Origin of the sequence: Streptomyces sp. NPDC048211, from assembly GCF_043202315.1 — a bacterium.
In the GTDB taxonomy this organism is placed as follows: Bacteria; Actinomycetota; Actinomycetes; order Streptomycetales; family Streptomycetaceae; genus Streptomyces.
The window spans coordinates 39,163-55,913 of sequence record NZ_JBIDAD010000002.1 but is presented as its reverse complement, the minus strand read 5'-3'; the positions used below and the strand labels follow the sequence as shown (position 1 = coordinate 55,913).

Below are 16,751 nucleotides of genomic sequence, written 5' to 3'. Positions count from 1 at the left end.
TCACTTTCGTTACGAGGGGATGGGTGCTGCGGCGGGAGGAGCGGTTCGCTCACCGTCGGATCTCGGCCTTCTCCAGCCCGTCGGACCGGCTCACGTTGCGGTACTCGTCCGAGTCGACCCGCTCGAAGCGGCTGGGGACGGGGAAGTACGCGTCGAGAAAGGTCCTGACCATGTGCTCCTGGGCCTCCGGGTCGGGATGCTCCACGGTGTCGTTCAGGCAGAACGTGTCGAAGCTCCGGTGAGCGAGGAGGTTGTTCAGGCGTCGCCGGGCCTGCTCGGCGGCGAGGTCGATGTACTGGTAGCGCAGGTTCCCGGCGGTCGTACGGCCGGTGTGGAAGCCGTAGTAGTGGTGCAGCGACGACGCGATCGGGACGTCCTCGGGGGACCGGAAGCGGGAGTGCTGGGTGCGGTGGTGATCCTCGCTGTAGACCAGCTCGATGTCGGCGAGGATGCTGCGGCGCAGTGGGTGCGGGGTGTGCTTCATCTTCTGCGCGATGCGGGTGCCGAAGGACCGCTCGATCAGGGCCCTGCTGTTCTTGCCCGCCGCGTTCACCGGCAGGTCGTCGCCGTCCGCGGGGCCGCTCGGGATGAGTGCCTTGGACTGGAAGAACTTGGTCAGGCCATTGGTGTGGAAGAAGCGGTCGGCGCCGAGCGGACGGCCGAAGAACACGTCGTCGTTGAGGTAGAGGAAGTGCTCGGACAGGCCGTCGATGTGGTGCAGCTGGCTTTCGATGGCGTGTGAGTTGAAGGTGGGCAGGGCGGTGGGGTCCGAGAAGATCTCGCGGTGGTCGACGACCTGGAGGCCCGGGGCCTCGGTGTCCAGCCAGCGGGGCACCTGTCCGGCGGTGACCAGGTAGACGGTGCGGACCCAGGGTGCGTACTGGTGCAGGGAGCGCAGGGAGTACCGCAGTTCGTCGCGACTGGTGAAGCGCGCGTCGTTGGCCGCCTGGGCGTGCAGTGTGCGGGGCGCTTCGCCACCCGTGCGTCCCGAGCGGACGGCGTCGCGTTCGGCGCTCCACTTGGGGTCGGAGTCGTCGACCCAGGTGTAGACGACGTCGATGGGGAAGAGGTGGTCCTCCGCCAGGGGCTGGGTGAATTCGGCCACGGTGCGCGCGCTGCCCGTGGTATAGGCGCCGGGCACCAGGGCGAACAGGGCCTGCGGGACGGTGTGGCGTGGCGCGTCGACCGGCACCTCGTCGACCACCCGGTTGGGGCGGGGTGCCTGGAGCCGGCCGTTGCGTTCCGGCCAGAACTCGAGGTCGCAGCCCTGGTCGGCGCCGAAGACGAGCTCCTGGGTGGGGTCGGTGACGTACCAGGCGACCCGGAGGGCTTCCTGCCTGCGCAGTTGGCGCCAGGACCTGCCGTCGTCGCCGGGCCGCATGTCGGACTCCGACGCGGAGGACCCTCCCACATAGCCCGGCGACTGCTCGAAGGCGATCTGGAGCATCTCCTGCGCCGGCTCGCGCAGTCCGGCGGGCACCGCGACCGTCGGGACGTCGTGTGTGGCACCGCGGACACAGAAGTACTCGATGCCCCCGGCCTCCAGCGCGGCGATGAGGATGTGCAGATTGCGGGCCCGGGCGGCCCACGCCGTGGCGCCGTCGACGACCAGGGCATGCATGTGCCGGCCCTTGACCCGTACCACTCGGTGCGTGAAGGCGGCGCTGTGCCGGGGTGCGTTGCGGCGGCCGCCCATCGCCCAGACCACGGTCGCCGACCGGACGGCGTCGACGGAGGTGAAGGAGGACTTGACGGCGGAGCGCAGCGGGGCCGGCACTTTGCGGACGATGCCCCTGCGCGCGCCCGCCGGTATCACGGACCGATACGCCGAAACCAGCGATCCCGCCTCCGGATTACCGGAACCGACCACGAGGCATCCACCACCCACGCCACTGCGGTCCTGCGTCTGCCACAACCGGCCACCACGTCGTGCCCGGCCGACGGACGGTACGAGACCGAAACCTGTCATCCACCATGCAGACCGCCCCACCGGACGGTCGGACTTGCTCACTCATGAGCAAGTCACAGAACCTTCACATAAGAAGCGGATCAACGTCCAGCCAGAAAAGCGGACATGCGTGACATATGCCCGTGATGAATCCCACCGAGGAGCCGTACAACCTTTTACAACTTCACGCGAACCCCACATGACATCGAGGTGAAGTTCCGGCTGCCCGGAGCTCCGGAGGGGCCGTCAGGTCACAACCGGTGCCAGTGCGGTGAGAGCGTGAGCCCGGGGCCCGCTTCCTGCCGGGCGACGGACACGGACCCGTCCCGCCCGCACACCGCGACCACGACACGACCGTGTCCGTCGAGGGCGAGCGCCGGATCGCCGGCGCACTCCGCGGCGGTGTCCGACCACCAGACGCCGCCCTGCTCCCCCTCGGTGGCGCAGACCCCGATCAGCAGAGTGCCACCCGCCCCGCGCTGTGCGAGCACCGTGCAGTCGTAGCCGTCGAGCGGGGTGCGCAGTGCCACGACGGCACCGTCCCCCGGAGACCCGCCCACCGGCACGGGCCAGGCGCCCGCACGGTAGGAGACGACCCCTGTCCTGTTCGCATCGCTCCAGTAGTAGGTGAACCGGCCGGGCGCCGTCTCCAGCGCCGTCACGGATCCGTCCAGGGCCTGGAACGGCAGGGGCTGAGCGATCACCAGCGGGCCGTCCGGTTTCTCCTGACGCCACTGCTGCACCCCGCGGTCGCCGGGCGCGAAGACCTCCACGAGGCCGCCCGAGGTCACCGACGGCACGAGCCCGGAGGCCAGCCCGGACCCCTTGAGGTCCTGCCAGGCGCCCCACTTGCCGCCCTTGCCCTCGCGGCGCATCTGCAGTCCCCGCCCCGCGTTGCGCACGAAGACGAAGACCGCCCCCTGGGCGTCGACCGCTCCGGCCGGGGCACCGGCCTTCCGGCCCTCCTCGCGGTCACGGTGGAAGTTGCCGAGGGAGCGCCATTCGGTGACGGGACGGCCGCTCTGGTACTGGACGGCGTGCACGAAGTCCACGCCCGGCCCGTCGGGACCACGGCGCTCGCGCCGCCCGAGGAAGTACACGTACGCGTTGGCGCCCTGAACGACGGTCAGATCCGTCAGGTCCGCGACCGGTACGAAGTCCGGGCCGTCCCACCGGTCCCCGCCCGGGTTCCGCTCCGTCCAGCGCACCAGGCCGCCGTCCGTGCGGGCGTAGAGCGTGAGCCTGCCGTCCTTGCCGAGCGACATCCACCTGCCCCGCGGCACTCCGGTGACCCGGTGCTTCTCGGGCGACGGGGGGAGAAGGCGGGCGCCGCTCGCGGAGTCCGGTCCTCTTCTCCGCATGATCCGGGACGCCCTCTCCGCTTCACCAGTTCTTCATCGCACCCGCACAGGTCCGACACCATCATATGCTCAGCGCTCTGCCGCCCCGGCAGGCCACCGGCACTCCGCGCCCGGTCGCTCACCGGCTCGGGGACATGTGCGGTGCCGGGACGGGCCGGCCGCGGCGTCGGGACGAAGCGGTCAGAGCTCGCGCCACTGTTCGAAGCTCAGCCCCGGCCCGTCCGTCTGCCGCGCCACGCGCGGGACGCCGTCCGCACCGGTCACCGCCATCACCATCCGGCCCCGGGCATCGTGGATCAGGGCCGGAGTGGTCAGGCAGGGCATTCCGGTGTCGGACCACCAGACGCCGTCGCCCTCCTTCTCGGTCACCCCGACGCCGACGATCGCGCAGCCGTTCGCGCCGCGATGGGCCAGCACCGTGCAGTCGAGGCCGTCCAGGACCGTGCGGATCACAGCCGGCGCACCCCCGCCCGGCGCGCCGCCCAGCGGCACCGTCCCGGTGTCGGCGCGATAGGCCACGGCAGCGCCGGACGGATCGGTCCCGTAGTACGTGACGCGGCCGGGCGCGGTCTCCAGTGCGGCCGGCGAGCCGGGCGTCAGCGTGACGCCCAGACGCTCGGACCCGCCCCAGCGTCCACTGGGCTCGGCCTGCTCCCAGTGCAGCGCGCCCTCGTCCGTCGCGGCGAGGACCGTGACACATCCGGAGTCGAGCGCGACGACGGCGGGGTCACCCTTGATGTGCTTGCCGTGCAGGACGCCCCAGACACCCCACTTGCCGCCGGGCTTCTCCCGGAGCAGCCTCATGCCGCCGTTGCCGTCACGGACGACGATGTGCAGCTCGCCGGGCCGGCTGACGACGGCGACGGGCGCACCGAGACTGCCGCCCCGGTGGTCCTCCTTGTGCGGCGTGCCCAACGGGTGCCAGGCGGAAGGGGGGCGGCCCGTCTGGTACTGGATCGCGTGCACGATGTCGACGGTGACGGCGCCGTCGGCCGCGGTCCGTTCACGGCGGCCCACGAAGTGCACATACGCCTCGGCGTTCTGCGTCACGGACAGATGCGTGAGGGGCGGTGCCGGTACGACGTCCGGAGCGCCCCATCCAGGGCCTCCGGGACGGCTCTCGGTCCAGCGCCGCAGGCCGCCGTCGCCGGGGACGTAGGCGGTGAGCCTGCCGTCCTTCCCCCGGGTGAGCCAGATACCGCGCAAGGCCCCGGCTTCAGGCACGGCCTTCGAGGCCGCACGGGCATCCTGTCCGGACATGGTCTGTGATCACCTTCCGAGAACCGACTTCCGACGCCTCGTACAACGTTTCGAAGCTGTCACATCCTAAAGCCCCGGAACGGAGGCCTCCCCCGGGCCTCGTCGCCGTGCGGCCCCGCCGTCGCTCCCCCGCTCCGCCGTGTCACAGTCACGCCACAGACTGCGTACGTACACCAGAGCGACTGTCTATAGTTGCTCACTCATCAGCAAAACGCGGACCGGCTCCACCCCCCACCCGAGTCCCAGCCCATCACCTGCGCCCCGACCAGGCCACAAGTTGTGAGGACTCACTCAGGATGAGCCAAGACGCCATCACGCCCGGACACCAAAGCCCCCCGGAGAACCCCTCCCGCGGGCGCAAGCGTGTGCGGACACGGGGCCAGCGCATACGCCGGGCCATCCTGCTGTCCGTTCTGGTTCTCGTCATCGCGGCGGGCGGCACGGCCTACTGGCTGTACAGCCGCCTGGACGGGAACATCAAGGGCGTCGACATCGACAAGGCGCTGGGTGAGGACCGCCCCGAGAAGCTCCCGACCAGCGGACAGAACCTGCTGGTCCTCGGCTCGGACTCGCGTGCCGGTGCCGAGAACAAGGAACTGGGCGGCGGCGGCGCCGTCAGCGGGGCCCGCTCCGACACCGCGATGGTCGTCCACATACCCGAGGGCCGCAGCAAGGCCTTCGCCATCTCCATCCCCCGCGACACCCTGGTGACCCGGCCCGAGTGCACCAAGGCCGACGGTTCGACGGTGGACTCCGCGAACCGGGTGATGTTCAACTCCGTGTACTCCCAGATCGGCCCCGCCTGCGTGGTCAAGACGGTCGAGAAGATGTCCGGTGTGCGCATCGACCACTACCTGGAGATCAACTTCTCCGGGTTCAAGGGGCTCGTCGATGCCATAGGCGGCGTCACCGTCGACGTCCCCCAGGACATCCACGACACCTCCTCCGGGCTCGACCTCACCGCCGGGCCCCACAAGCTCGACGGCACCCAGTCCCTCGCCTACGTCCGTACCCGGCACGGCATCGGCGACGGCAGCGACCTCGGCCGCATCGGTCTCCAGCAGCAGTTCCTGTTCGCCCTCCTCAGCGAGGTCAAGAAGCAGGACCTGCTGGGCAGTCCGACCAGCGCCTACAAGATCGCCAACTCCGCGACCAAGTCGCTCACGACGGACGAGGGCCTCGCCTCGCTCAAGTCGCTGACCGAGTTCGCCCGTTCGATGAACGGCGTCGACCCGGCCTCGATGGAGACCATCATGCTCCCCGTCGCCTACGACAAGATCGACCCGAACCGGGTGATCGCCGCGCAGCCGCAGGCCGGCACGCTCTGGAAGGCGATCCGCGAGGACGCCACGATCCCCGAGTCCGCCAAGAAGTCCCCCGCCACCGGCGGCTGACGCGACCGCGGACACACCGGCCCCGCCGGCCCGGAAGGGCGGGCGGGGCCGTCTGCGTCACACCCGGGTCCGGTTCACCCGGCTGTGCCCGCGTCCGTACGCGAAGTAGATGATCACGCCGATGACCATCCAGATGCCGAACCGCAGCCAGGTCTCCGCCGGCAGGTTGAGCATCAGCCAGACCGACGCGGCCACCGACAGGATCGGGATCAGCGGGACCCACGGCGTACGGAACGCCCGGTGCAGGTCGGGGCGGGTGCGGCGCAGGACGATGACGCCGAGGGCGACGACCACGAAGGCGAACAGCGTGCCGATGTTCACCAGCGTCGCGAGCTCGTTGATGCTGGTGAAGCCCGCGATGATCGCGATGAGCACGCCCAGCAGGATCGTCGGACGGTACGGGGTGCGAAAGCGCGGGTGCGTCTTCGAGAAGAACCGCGGGAGCAGACCGTCACGGCTCATCGCGAAGAACACCCGGGTCTGCCCCAGCAGCAGGATCATGCAGACCGTCGTGAGGCCGACGGCGGCGCCGAAGCTGATGACGCCGGCGTAGAAGGGGTGTCCGACGGCCTTGAAGGCGTCGGCGAGCGGGGCGCTCACGGAAAGCTCGGTGTAATGCTGCATTCCGGTGACGACGATCGATACGGCTACGTAGAGCACCGTGCAGATCAGCAGCGAGGCCAGGATGCCGCGCGGCATGTCCCGCTGCGGGACCTTGGTCTCCTCGGCGGCCGTGGCCACGACGTCGAAGCCGATGAAGGCGAAGAAGACGACGGAGGCGGCGGTGAAGATCCCCATGACGCCGAAGTTCGTGGGCTCGTAGCCGAAGATCAGCTGCACCAGCGGGGCGTCCAGGCCCGATCCGGACGGCTGCGGCTGGGCATCGGGGATGAAGGGCGAGTAGTTCGCGGTGTCGATGAAGAAGAGCCCCGCGATGATCACGATCAGGACCACGGCCACCTTGATGGCGACCACCACCGTCGTGACCCGCGCGGAGAGCTTCATGCCCAGCACCAGGATGACGGTCAGCACCAGCACCAGGACGAAGGCGAGGAGGTCGAAGCCGAAGCCGTCCGCCACATCGGGGCCGGAGAGCGCGTCGGGCAGATGCCAGCCGGCGTTGTCCAGCAGTGAGCGGACGTAGCCGGACCAGCCGACCGCCACCACCGCCGTGCCCAGCGCGAACTCCAGGACCAGGTCCCAGCCGATGATCCAGGCCACCAGCTCGCCGAGGGAGGCGTAGGAGAACGTGTACGCCGAACCGGCCACGGGGACCGTGGAGGCGAACTCCGCGTAACAGAGCGCGGCAAGCGCGCAGACGACGCCCGCGACCACGAAGGCCAGGGCGGTGGCCGGCCCCGCGGTCTCCTTGGCCACCTTGCCGGTGAGCACGAAGATGCCGGTGCCGATGACGACGCCCACCCCGAACACCGTGAGGTCCACGGCGGAGAGGGACTTCTTGAGGGCGTGCTCCGGCTCCTCGGTGTCGCGGATCGACTGTTCGACCGTCTTGGTTCTGAACAGTCCGTCTCCGCTGGGGGGCAGGTCCTGCTGGGTGCTCACCGGCGTACCTCCACGCACTCGTCGTGCCCGCCATGATTCGGACCCGGCGGCCCCCCGGCCGCCCGCAGCACGCCGCGCACGGCGGTATTTCACGCGAATGGGCCGGTCGGACCACCCGTACAGGGTGGGCGACCGGCCCAATCGGAGTGCGTCGGTGCGCGGGTCAGTCCCGGACCGGCTCCGCCACGGAGCGGCTCTCGGCGTCCGTGTCGTAGCGGCCGTCGAGCCTGGCGATCAGGCCGGTGACCTGACGGGCGATGTCCGGCGCGGTCAGCCCGATCTCGGCCATGACCTCCTTGCGGGAGGCGTGGTCGAGGAAGACCGGCGGAATGCCGAAGTCCCGCAGCGGTACGTCGACGTCGGCGTCGCGCAGCGCCTGGGCGACGGCGGAGCCGACACCGCCGGCCCTGCTGTTGTCCTCGACGGTGACGACGACCCGGTGCTTCGCCGCGAGCGGGGCCATGGCCTCGTCCACGGGCTTGACCCAGCGCGGGTCCACGACGGTGGTCGAGATGCCCTGGGCGTCGAGCAGGTCGGCGATCTCCAGGCACATCGGGGCGAGCGCCCCGATGGAGACGAGCAGGACGTCCGGCCGGGCGGCGGCCGGCTCGCGGAGCACGTCCATGCCGCCGACCGTGCCGACGGCCTTGACCGACGGACCGACCGCGCCCTTGGAGAAGCGGACCACCGTCGGCGCGTCGTCGACCTCGACGGCCTCGCGCAGCTGGGCGCGGACCTGGTCGGCGTCGCGCGGGGCGGCGATCCGCAGCGACGGCACGCACTGCAGGATCGACATGTCCCACATGCCGTTGTGCGAGGCGCCGTCCGTACCGGTGACCCCGGCCCGGTCCAGGACGAACGTCACACCGCACTTGTGCAGGGCGACGTCCATCAGGACCTGGTCGAAGGCGCGGTTGAGGAAGGTGGCGTACACCGCGAAGACCGGGTGCAGACCGCCGGTGGCGAGGCCCGCCGCGGAGACCGCGCCGTGCTGCTCGGCGATGCCGACATCGTAGATCCGGTCCGGGAAGGCCTTCTCGAACTTGGTCAGGCCGACCGGCTGGAGCATGGCCGCGGTGATCGCGACGATGTCCTCGCGCTCCTTGCCGAGCTTGACCATCTCCTCGCCGAAGACGGAGGTCCAGTCCAGGCCGGAGGTCGCGACGGGGAGGCCCGTGTCGGGGTGAATCTTGCCGACGGCGTGGAAGCGGTCGGCCTCGTCGAGCAGCGCCGGGGTGTAACCGCGGCCCTTCTCCGTGAGGCAGTGCACGATGACGGGCCCGCCGAAGCGCTTGGCGCGCTGGAGCGCGGACTCCAGGGCCTCCAGGTCGTGACCGTCGATCGGGCCCACGTACTTCAGTCCGAGGTCCTCGAACATGCCCTGCGGGGCGATGAAGTCCTTCAGGCCCTTCTTGGCGCCGTGCAGCGTCTCGTAGAGCGGCTTCCCGACGACGGGTGTGCGCTCCAGGAGGTCCTTGCCGCGGGCCAGGAAGCGCTCGTAGCCGTCCGTGGTGCGCAGGGTCGCGAGGTGGTTGGCCAGGCCGCCGATGGTCGGGGCGTAGGAGCGCTCGTTGTCGTTGACGACGATGACGAGCGGGCGGTCCTTGGCGGCGGCGATGTTGTTCAGCGCCTCCCAGGCCATGCCGCCGGTGAGAGCCCCGTCACCGATGACAGCGACGACGTGGTCGTCCTTGCCCAGCACCTCGTTCGCCTTGGCGAGGCCGTCGGCCCAGCCGAGCACGGTGGAGGCGTGCGAGTTCTCGATGACGTCGTGCGCGGACTCGGCACGTGAGGGGTAGCCGGAGAGGCCGCCCTTGCTCTTGAGCTTCGAGAAGTCCTGGCGGCCGGTGAGGAGCTTGTGCACATAGCTCTGGTGGCCGGTGTCGAAGAGGACCTTGTCCTTCGGCGAGTCGAAGACCCGGTGCAGGGCGATGGTCAGCTCGACCACGCCGAGGTTGGGCCCGAGGTGTCCGCCGGTCTTGGAGACGGCGTCGACGAGGAACGTCCGGATCTCTTCGGCGAGCTGCTCCAGCTGCTCGGGGGTGAGCCGGTCCAGGTCACGCGGTCCGTCGATGCGGGCCAGCAGATCCCATCCGTCGCCCGTCACCGCCTGACGCGCTTCGCGCGGCTGTGTCACCGTGCCTCCTTGCGATTGTGCTGGTCGAGCATGCCGATCCGATGAGTCTAATGTTCCGTTCGCCGCATCGGGCGTCGGGCGGGGGTGTGCTGCCCCACCCGGTGCCCGAACGCGACCGTGCCCGGCGCCCTGGAAGGGCGCCGGGCACGGTCCTGACCGCTCCGGACGAGGGGTGGTGCCAGGGCCTCGCTCCCTGATCCGGTCTGATCCGGAGATCCTAGGCGCGGCCTGCGGTCTTCTGGGTCTTGCGCGAGACCGAGTCGATGATCACGGCGATGAGGAGTACTCCACCGGTGATCATGTACTGGATCGCGTTCGACGACAGGTTCATCTGGTTGAGGCCCTGGACGATCGACTGGATGACCAGGATGCCCAGCAGCGCGGACCAGACCTTGCCGCGTCCGCCGAACAGGGACGTACCACCGATGACGGCTGCGGCGATGCACATCATGAGCTGGTTGCCGCCGCCGAGCGAGCGGTCGGCGCCGCCGGTCGCGGAGGCGAGGAAGAGACCGCCGACCGCACCGAGCGTGCCGGAGATCATGAACACCGAGATGCGGATCCAGGACACGTTGATACCGGCACGGCGCGCTGCCTCGATGCCACCGCCGACCGCGAAGATCTGACGGCCGTAGGTGGTGCGGCGCAGGACGAAGTCGGTGAAAACCAGGATCGCGAGGAAGATCACCAGGGAGAGCGGGAGGCCCTGCTCCTGGTTGAAGGCGTACGCCGCGAGGAGGGAGAGGATCGCGAGCAGCACGGTGCGCAGGATGATCTCGCTCTGCGGGCGGTGCGGCAGCTCCGCGGCCTTGCGGCGACGGGCGTCGCGCAACTGCGCGAGGTAGAAGGCCACGATCACGAAGACGGCGAGACCGTAGGCGGCGGCGACGTCGGCGAAGTAGTAGCTGGTCAGGTCGCGGACGAAGCTGCCGAGCGGGGTGGTGATGGTGGACTTCTCGCCCATCACCCAGGTCTGCAGACCGGCCCAGCCCAGGAAGCCCGCCAGGGTCACGACGAACGCGGGCACGCCGATCTTGGCGAAGACGATGCCGTGGAAGGCGCCGATGACCGTGCCGGACAGGATGCCGACCACGATGGCCAGGGAGTCGGGTATGTCCGTGCCGACCACGGCCCACATCGCACCCGCGAGACCCGCGACGGAACCTACCGCGAGGTCGATCTCGCCGAGCAGCAGGACGAAGACGATACCCACGGCCATGATGCCGGGGCCCGCCGCGTACAGCGTGATCTGGTCGAGGTTGTACGAGGTGAGGAAGTTGCCGGTCTCGAGCTGGAAGACGATCCCGATGACGATCAGGCCCACCACGACGGGCAGCGAGCCGATCTCGCCCGAGCGCACCTTGCGCTTGAACTCGGTCCAGTAGCCCTTGAAGCCCTGCTCACGGATGAGCAGGCGGGGGTCGACGACCCTGACCGCGCCGGCCGCGGCGGCGGGGGCCTCGGTGGGCTCTGCCTGGGCCGGGACCTTGGCCGAAGTCTTGTTGATGTTGCTCACTTGGATGCCTCCGCGCTGCGGGACTTGCGGCGGGTCACGGCGTTGTCCGTGGCTCCCGTGATCGCGGCGATGATTTCTTCGTGGCTGGTCGTCGCCACAGGGAAGATGCCGTTGTTGTGGCCGAGCCGCAGCACGGCGACCTTGTCGGCGACAGCCTTCACATCGGCCATGTTGTGGCTGATGAGGATGACGCCGAGGTTCTGCTCGCGCAGCCGCTCCACCAGGTCGAGGACCTGTGCGGTCTGCTCGACGCCGAGGGCCGCGGTGGGCTCGTCCAGGATCACGATCTTGGGGTTGCCGACCAGGGCGCGGGCGATGGCCACGACCTGGCGCTGGCCTCCGGAGAGCGCGGCGACCGGGATACGGACGCTGGGAATGCGGATGGAGAGCGTGGACAGGAGGTCCTGGGCCCGCTTCTCCATGGCGACCTCGTCGAGGACGCCGCCCTTCTTGATCTCGCGCCCGAGGAAGAGGTTGGCGACGACGTCCAGGTTGTCGCAGAGCGCGAGGTCCTGGTAGACGGTCGCGACGCCGAGGTTCTGGGCGTCGTGCGGACGGTTGATGTCCACCTTCGCGCCCTCCCACTCGATGACGCCCTCATCGATGGGGTGCACGCCGGCGATCGTCTTGACCAGCGTGGACTTTCCGGCTCCGTTGTCGCCGACCAGGGCGACCACTTCTCCGGCATGGACTTCGAGATCGACACCGGAGAGGACCTGGACCGCTCCGAATCGCTTGAAGACTCCACGCAACGCCAGCACGGGCGTCTGTGACACGTGAACCATCTCCTTCGCCGCCTGACCGGCGGGGATGTGCCGCCTGACCGGCGGAGACGCCGCGCCACGAGGGGCAGCGTCGACGTACGGAAGTACTGGGGGAAGAGTTGTCCGGCACCCGGCCGGCAGCGGGGTGTGAGCCGGTCGGGGCCGGACGGTCATGGGGGCGGGCGGACTCCGCCGTACGGAGCGGATCAGACCCGCACGCGCCAGGGCCTGTCGGCCCTGGCGCGAGGAGGTACTACTTGATGCCCAGCGCGGTGCACTTGGCGGCGATGTCCTTGACGCAGACATCGGCCACCTTGTAGATGCCGTCCTTGATCACGGTGGACTGGATGTTGTCCTTGTTCACCACGGTCGGCTCGAGCAGCGTGGAGGGAACACCGTCCGTCTCGCCCTGGGCGCCGATGTCCTTGCCCTGGAGCAGGTTGACGGCGAACTGGGCGGCCGCCGGGGCGAGCTGCTTCGGCGACTTGTAGATCGTGAAGGTCTGCGTACCGGCGATGATCCGCTGGATACCGGGGAGCTCGGCGTCCTGGCCACCCACCGGGATGTCCTTGATGCCGGCGTTGTCCAGGGACGTGATGATGCCGCCGGCCATGCCGTCGTTGGCGGAGTAGACCGCGTTGATCTTGCCCTTGCCGACCGAGGAGATGGCGGCGGTCATCTTCTCGCCGGCGATCTTCGGGTCCCACTCGCCCGACGCCTCGTAGGCGATCTTGATCTTGCCGTCGAGGGACGCGTGGGCGCCCTTCTTGAACAGACCGGCGTTCGGGTCCTTCTCGTCACCGTTGATCATGACGAGGTTGGCGCCGGCGGCCTTGGAGCCGAGGGCGTCGAGAACGGCCTGGCCCTGGAGCTTGCCGATCTTCTCGTTGTCGTGGCTGACGTAGGCGTCGGCACCGACGATGGCGCGGTCGTACGCGACGACCTTGACGCCCTTCTTGTGCGCGTCGGCGACCCACGCGGCGGACTTCTCGGCGTCGACCGAGGAGATCGCGATGACCTTGATGCCGTCGGCTATCTGCTGCTCGAACTGCTGCTTCTGCTGGCCGACGTCACCCGCCGCGTTGTTGTAGACAACCTCGCAGTCCGCGCAGTCCTTCTTGACGGCCTCGATGAACAGCGGCTTGTCGAGCGTCTCGTAACGGGCGGTCTTGTTCTCCGGGAGCAGCAGACCGATCTTGGTCTTGCTGCCCGAGTCCGCCGAGTCCTTCTTGTCGTCGCCCGCCTTGCCACAGGCGGCAAGGGATACGGCCATCGAAACTGCGGCCGTGCCTATGACGATGCGTCGCGTCATTGCGTTCATTGCGGGTGTGCCTCCCTGACGAGGCCGCAGCGTTGCGGCCGAGGTGGATTGGAGTCAACTCGGCCGCAGGCGTGGCGTCAAGGAGTAAATTCTTAACGAGATGACAACGGTGCCATTCGTTATCTAAGTGAAGGCAGGGGTCGCTGTCGGGAGAGTGCTTTCCAACAGGGACGAATCGCCCATCTCATTCAGGACGAGGGCCAGTGCGCCCAGCACCTCCGCCCGTCCGCCGAGAGCCCCGGGCAGCACCGAGAGCTGCCGTGCGGCGCTGGGGATGGCGTAGCGCGACACGGAGTCGCGGATGGGCCCCAGGACCAGCTCGCCCGCCTCCGCGAGCGAGCCGCCGAGCACGACCCGGCTCGGGTTGAGCAGATTGCAGAGGTTGGCCACCCCGCTGCCGATGTGCCGCCCCACGTCGCCGATCACCCGGCGGCACCCCGGGTCGCCCTCACGGGCCAGCTGCACCACCCGCTCCATGGTCAGATCGGGCCCGTGGCTGGGCTGGAGCAGGGGCAGGACGTACCGTGCGGCCGTGAAGGTCTCCAGGCACCCGCGGTTGCCGCAACGGCAGACGGGGCCCGATTCGTCGAGCGTGATGTGGCCGATCTCGCCGGCCGTGCCGCCGGGACCCCGGTAGATGTGCCCGTCGATCACCAGACCGGCGCCGACGCCGCTCGCGACCTTGATGTACGCGAGATCCCGGACCCCCCGGCCGCTCCCCCACACCAGCTCGCCCAGCGCCCCGAGGTTCGCGTCGTTGTCGACGTACACCGGCACGCCCAGGCGTCCGGCGAGCTCCTCGCTGGGGTTGATGCCCGTCCAGCCCGGCAGGATCGACGTGGAGCCCAGCGTGCCGGACTCGACGTCGATCGGGCCGGGAACACCGAGCCCCACCCCGATGACCTTGCCCGGGCTGATCCCGGTGGTCTCGATCAGCCGGTTGACCAGCTGTTCCGCCCGTCCGAAGCCCTCGGCGGACGAGGCGTCCACGTCCAGCGGCTCGGACTCCTCCGCGAGCACTTGGTGGGCCAGGTTGCCGACCGCGACCCGAAGGTGCGTGTGTCCGAAGTCGACGCCGATGACGATGCCCGCGTCCCCGCTGAGCGAGACGCTGCGGGCCCGGCGGCCGCCGGCCGAGGTGGGGGTCACCTCGACGGTGCCGCCCTCCTTCAGTTCGCGAACGATATTGGAGACGGTGGCCGCGGAGAGGCCCGTACTCCTGGCGATCTCCGCCTGGGTGAGCGAGCCCGCCATACGTACGGCGCGCACGACCCGCTCAAGGTTGGCGCGATGCAGAGATGTCTGCGACCCCGGAGTCTCCATCGACTCTCTCACTCCTGCCATATTCTCCAACATGTGAACTCTAAGCTGAGCGTTTTGGGGTACCCCCCGTCAAGACCTTGAGCAGTCGAAGCCTCGGATGAGCACCGAACCCTCGCTCGGCACGCTCCACGAACTCCCCCGTACACAGACGAACCGCCCGCCGGCAGGGCTGCCGGAGGGCGGTTCGGTGGTTCCGTGAGGAAGTGCTCGGGCTATTACTTCACCGCTCCCGCGGTCAGACCGGCCACGACCTGGCGCTGGAAGACGATGTAGGCCGCGAGGACCGGGAGCATCGCCATCACCAGACCGGCGAAGAGACCGGACCAGTCGCCCTTGTAGCCCTGGCTGTTGGCCAGTTCGACGAGTCCCTGGGAGAGCACCCGGTGGTCGGGGTCGCTGTTCAGCACCGTGGGCAGCATGTACTGGTTCCACTGCCCGAGGAAGTTGAAGATGCCGACGCTGATCAGACCGGGCTTCGCCATGGGCAGCATCACCTGGAAGAACGTCCGGGTGTGCGAGGCCCCGTCGAGCATCGCCGCCTCCGCCACGGAGCCCGGCAGCGTCCTGAAGAAGGAGGTGAGGAAGAAGACGGTGAACGGCAGCGAGTAGGCGATGTAGACCAGGATCAGCCCGTGCGTCGTGTTCAGGAGTCCCATGTTGTTCATCACGAAGAACAGCGGGACCAGCGCCAGGATGATCGGGAAGCTCATCCCGCCGATGAACAGGTAGTACACGAAGCGGTTGCCCGGGAAGTCGAACCGGGCCAGCACGTACGCCGCCATCGAGCCGAGCAGCAGCGTGCCGATGAGCGAACCGCCCACCACCACGACCGTGTTCAAGAAGTATTCGCTCATGTGCGCCTGACCCCAGGCGCGTGACCAGTTCTCGAAGTGGAGCTTGTCCGGCAGCGCCCACGGTGTCGACAGGATCGAGTCGTCGGTCTTGAACGAGGTCATGATCGCCCAGAGCAGCGGCATGACCACCAGGACCGCCCAGATGATCAGCACACCGTGCGAGAAGACGTTGAGGACCTTGCCCTCGCTGCTCTTCTCCTTGCCGCCGCCCGGTGCGGGCGACTTGGACACGGGGCCGGGCTCCGTCACCGTGACCACGGGTGGGGTTTCAGTGGTCTTCACGCGTGGTCACCTCGTACTGTCGTGCCGGCCGCCGGGGCCGGGCTGTTGTGCGTGCCGGGGATCCGGGCAGCGTGTCCCGGGAGGCGCGGCATCAGAACTCCAGCCGCTCGCGCCGGCCCAGCCGCATCACGATGGCCGCGAACACCATGGTGACGATGAGCAGCCCGACACCGATCGTGGTCGCGTATCCGGCCTGACCGTCGCGGAACGCCGTCTGGTAGACGTACAGCGGCAGGACCGAGGTCGCGTAGTCGGGACCACCGGGGCCGACGGTCATGACCTGTACGGCCGTGAACGCCTCGACCCCGAGCGCCAGGATGCCCATGTAGACCCACCCCGACTGCACGGTGTCCCAGAGCAGCGGCAGGGTGATCTTGAAGAACGTCGTGACGCGGCTGGCCCCGTCCAGGAGTGCCGCCTCGTAGAAGTCCTTCGGGATGGACGCCATTCCGGCGGAGAAGAGGACGACGAAGAATCCGACCGTCGACCAGACCAGCACCACCATGACGCAGATGAGTGCCAGATTCGGGTCACCCAGCCAGTCCGGCTGGATGGAGTCGAGCCCGATTCCCGCGAGCGCCGAATTCAGCATTCCACTGCGCGGGTTGTACGCGAACTGGAACAGCAGGGCGACGATGACGATCGAAAGCACCTGCGGGAAGAAATAGGCGATCTTGTAGAACCCCGAGCCCCGCACGCCGGAGACCGCGGCGTTCTTGCGCCGACGGCCTCCGACATTGAGCATGAAGGCGAAGAAGAGCGCGAGGCCCAGCGTCACCAACGGCAGCAGCAGCACGAGCAGCACGCTGTGCTGCAGCGACTTCCAGAAAATGTCGTCCTTGAGCATCCTCGTGTAGTTGTCGAGGCCGACCATCTTGAAGTCCGGGCTCAGGCCGGTCCAGTCCGTGAACGAGTAGTAGATGGACTGGATGAACGGCCAGATGACGAAGACCGCGTACAACGCCAGTGGGGCTACCAGGAACCCCACAATGAACCGGTACTTGCCGTGCTGCATCGTTTACCGACCC

At 68.8% G+C, this 16,751-nt stretch carries 12 protein-coding genes; 1 reads left to right on the top strand and 11 read right to left on the bottom strand.

The window, feature by feature from the left end:
• Window positions 1–49: 49 nt before the first annotated feature.
• The 3 genes from ACGFZA_RS06905 to ACGFZA_RS06895 form a co-directional block, all read right to left on the bottom strand.
• A complete protein-coding gene (locus ACGFZA_RS06905; protein WP_393678876.1) occupies window positions 50–1,816 on the bottom strand; it encodes a stealth family protein in 1,767 nt (588 codons plus the stop codon).
• Between the two features lie 383 nt (window positions 1,817–2,199).
• Entirely contained in the window at window positions 2,200–3,213 is a 1,014-nt protein-coding gene (locus ACGFZA_RS06900; protein WP_393677745.1) for a hypothetical protein, read from the bottom strand.
• Between the two features lie 276 nt (window positions 3,214–3,489).
• Window positions 3,490–4,569 carry a hypothetical protein gene (locus tag ACGFZA_RS06895; protein WP_393677743.1) on the bottom strand — a complete coding sequence of 360 codons (1,080 nt, stop codon included), beginning with the start codon at window positions 4,567–4,569 and terminating at the stop codon, window positions 3,490–3,492.
• A gap of 296 nt (window positions 4,570–4,865) precedes the next feature.
• Here ACGFZA_RS06895 and ACGFZA_RS06890 point away from each other — a divergent pair, with 296 nt between their 5' ends.
• On the top strand, window positions 4,866–5,963 hold the full coding sequence (locus ACGFZA_RS06890; RefSeq protein ID WP_385279315.1) for an LCP family protein: 1,098 nt from the start codon (window positions 4,866–4,868) through the stop codon (window positions 5,961–5,963).
• A 57-nt stretch (window positions 5,964–6,020) separates the two neighbouring features.
• Here the strand turns inward: ACGFZA_RS06890 and ACGFZA_RS06885 are convergent, their stop codons facing one another.
• The 8 genes from ACGFZA_RS06885 to ACGFZA_RS06850 form a co-directional block, all read right to left on the bottom strand.
• The gene (locus tag ACGFZA_RS06885) at window positions 6,021–7,526 is read right to left on the bottom strand and encodes an amino acid permease (RefSeq protein WP_385279317.1); all 1,506 of its coding nucleotides are present in this window, start codon (window positions 7,524–7,526) and stop codon (window positions 6,021–6,023) included.
• A gap of 163 nt (window positions 7,527–7,689) precedes the next feature.
• The gene (gene dxs, locus ACGFZA_RS06880) at window positions 7,690–9,663 is read right to left on the bottom strand and encodes a 1-deoxy-D-xylulose-5-phosphate synthase (protein WP_393677740.1); all 1,974 of its coding nucleotides are present in this window, start codon (window positions 9,661–9,663) and stop codon (window positions 7,690–7,692) included.
• Between the two features lie 217 nt (window positions 9,664–9,880).
• A complete protein-coding gene (locus ACGFZA_RS06875; RefSeq protein ID WP_385279321.1) occupies window positions 9,881–11,179 on the bottom strand; it encodes a sugar ABC transporter permease in 1,299 nt (432 codons plus the stop codon).
• Window positions 11,176–11,964 (bottom strand): ATP-binding cassette domain-containing protein, encoded by a 789-nt coding sequence (locus ACGFZA_RS06870; protein ID WP_030979331.1) that lies wholly within the window; start codon window positions 11,962–11,964, stop codon window positions 11,176–11,178. The genes ACGFZA_RS06875 and ACGFZA_RS06870 overlap by 4 nt, the downstream gene beginning before the upstream one ends.
• Window positions 11,965–12,196: 232 nt before the next feature.
• The gene (locus tag ACGFZA_RS06865) at window positions 12,197–13,264 is read right to left on the bottom strand and encodes a sugar ABC transporter substrate-binding protein (RefSeq protein WP_385286975.1); all 1,068 of its coding nucleotides are present in this window, start codon (window positions 13,262–13,264) and stop codon (window positions 12,197–12,199) included.
• A 123-nt stretch (window positions 13,265–13,387) separates the two neighbouring features.
• Complete coding sequence (locus ACGFZA_RS06860; protein ID WP_385287023.1) at window positions 13,388–14,587, bottom strand: ROK family protein; 1,200 nt, start codon at window positions 14,585–14,587, stop codon at window positions 13,388–13,390.
• 215 nt (window positions 14,588–14,802) lie between these two features.
• A complete protein-coding gene (locus ACGFZA_RS06855; RefSeq protein WP_385286977.1) occupies window positions 14,803–15,723 on the bottom strand; it encodes a carbohydrate ABC transporter permease in 921 nt (306 codons plus the stop codon).
• Between the two features lie 91 nt (window positions 15,724–15,814).
• The gene (locus ACGFZA_RS06850) at window positions 15,815–16,738 is read right to left on the bottom strand and encodes a carbohydrate ABC transporter permease (protein WP_393677735.1); all 924 of its coding nucleotides are present in this window, start codon (window positions 16,736–16,738) and stop codon (window positions 15,815–15,817) included.
• Between the last annotated feature and the right edge of the window lie 13 nt (window positions 16,739–16,751).

Bases quoted from the DNA above. Each gene is read 5' to 3' on its own strand.
- ACGFZA_RS06865 (WP_385286975.1), bottom strand. From the start codon at position 13,264: ATGAACGCAATGACGCGACGCATCGTCATAGGCACGGCCGCAGTTTCG.
- ACGFZA_RS06850 (WP_393677735.1), bottom strand. From the start codon at position 16,738: ATGCAGCACGGCAAGTACCGGTTCATTGTGGGGTTCCTGGTAGCCCCA.
- ACGFZA_RS06870 (WP_030979331.1), bottom strand. From the start codon at position 11,964: ATGGTTCACGTGTCACAGACGCCCGTGCTGGCGTTGCGTGGAGTCTTC.
- ACGFZA_RS06890 (WP_385279315.1), top strand. From the start codon at position 4,866: ATGAGCCAAGACGCCATCACGCCCGGACACCAAAGCCCCCCGGAGAAC.
- ACGFZA_RS06860 (WP_385287023.1), bottom strand. From the start codon at position 14,587: ATGGAGACTCCGGGGTCGCAGACATCTCTGCATCGCGCCAACCTTGAG.
- ACGFZA_RS06895 (WP_393677743.1), bottom strand. From the start codon at position 4,569: ATGTCCGGACAGGATGCCCGTGCGGCCTCGAAGGCCGTGCCTGAAGCC.
- ACGFZA_RS06900 (WP_393677745.1), bottom strand. From the start codon at position 3,213: ATGTCGCTCGGCAAGGACGGCAGGCTCACGCTCTACGCCCGCACGGAC.